Origin of the sequence: Azospirillum sp. B21 (assembly GCF_008364825.1) — a bacterium.
Classification (GTDB): Bacteria; Pseudomonadota; Alphaproteobacteria; order Azospirillales; family Azospirillaceae; genus Azospirillum.
The window spans coordinates 1-1,689 of sequence record NZ_VTTO01000050.1 but is presented as its reverse complement, the minus strand read 5'-3'; the positions used below and the strand labels follow the sequence as shown (position 1 = coordinate 1,689).

At 67.1% G+C, this 1,689-nt stretch carries 1 pseudogene; it reads right to left on the bottom strand.

Features of this window, described 5'->3' with window-relative positions:
* Positions 1–316: 316 nt before the first annotated feature.
* Positions 317–1,603 (bottom strand): annotated as a pseudogene (locus FZ983_RS33835) (ISNCY family transposase); the annotation flags it as partial.
* Between the last annotated feature and the right edge of the window lie 86 nt (positions 1,604–1,689).

Here is a 1,689-nt window from a genome sequence, read left to right as displayed (position 1 = left end):
ATGTTGCGCCCGGGTAGAAGTGTCAGTGGCTGGAGCAAAGTAGGAGTGTCAGCGGGAGCGGCTTCGGCTTGGCGGTGTGTCGGGTCTTCTTCGGCATCTCTGGCATGGATGCGTTCGGGGTCGGCTCGGCGGCGCGGTCAAGCCCCGAAGCCGCTGTGCGGTGCGCCGCAGGCGCAGGGCTTGACGGCGGCGACGATCGCCGAGCCATCATCCTGCTGCCAGGAATGCCGGTCGCATCGGGACCTCACGGATAGAGGGCAAACAGCTGCGGTCAGTCGGCCACGCAGGCGCCTTCGGCTGGTCCGCTGTTCGGCTTGCGCCGCCCCGTCTTGCGGTAGCCGGTCTTCTCGCTGTTGGTCTTCACCCGAGGCGGCGGCCGGTTCTCCTGCATCTCCTTCACCTGGGCCAGCACCGCACTCAGCCGCTTGTTCTCCACGATATCGGCTTGGCTGACCCGCTGGTCCTTGTCGAAGGCCCGATACGACAGCGCCACCCCCTTCCACCGCACCTCCAGACGACCGTCGGCGAAGGCATAGGTGTCGACATACTGGCCAGCCAGTCCCCGCGTCAGCTCGGTTTCCTCCAGCATGATCCGCTTGCGCTCGTAGGACAGCGTCAGCTGCTGCCCGACATGGCGCTGCTCGCGCCAGCACAGAACCTGGCGCAGCCGATCCGGCGCGATGGTCAGCGGCCGGTGCAGATCGTCCGGCCGGGCAGGGGGCAGGGCAAAGCGGGCGTTGAAGCGCTCGATGAAGCCGGGCAGGAAGGCATTGCCCGCCTCGATGCCGGAGATGCCGGCCAGCCGCAACTCCTTCACCAGCCGGTCCTGCAGCGTCCGGTTCACCCGCTCGACCCGCCCCTTCGCTTGGCTGGAGTTGGCACACAGGATCTCGATGTTCAACTCCGCCAACGCCCGGCCGAACTGCGTCATGCCCTGGCCGCCCTTCGCCTCGCGCTGCGAGACCCGGAACACCGAGTCTTTGTCCGAGTACAAGGCCAGCGGCCGGCCATGGGCCTTCAGATAACCCTCCAGCGCCTCGAAGTAGGAAAAGGCGCTCTCCGACCGGGCGAAGCGAAGCTGCATCAGCCGGCCCGTCGCATCGTCGATGAACACCAGAAGCGTGCAAGGATCGGCGCGATCCTCGAACCAGCGGTGCTCGCTGCCGTCGATCTGGATCAACTCGCCGAACCGCTCGCGGCGCAGCCGGGGAGGGTGGAATTGCCGGCGTTGCCGACGCGACAGCCAAAGGCCAGCCGCCGCCATCCACTGACGCAACGTCTCGCGCGAAACCGTCAGCCCATGCCTGTCCCGCAGCATCTCCGCCGCCAAGGTCGGGCCGAAATCGCCATACCGACTGCGAACCAGCTCCAGCGCGCGCTCCCGCACCTCATCGCCAAGCCGCCGGTTCGACGGACGGCCACGCCCGCGGTGAACCAGGGCGCCGCCGCCACCAGCCTTGTAGCGCGCCAACAGCCGCCACACCTGACGTTCGCTCAAACCCAGAACCGACGCCGCCGATCCGACCCCGCGGCGACCGCTCAGCACATCGCCGAGAACCTCGACGCGCTGCAACTCCCGTTCGCTCATCGCTATCCAGCCCATCGCCAGCCTCCCAGCCGTCGCAATCCCGACGGAAGACTGACAGTTCTATGTTGCGCTGGACTGACATTCTGACATTGCGCCTACAC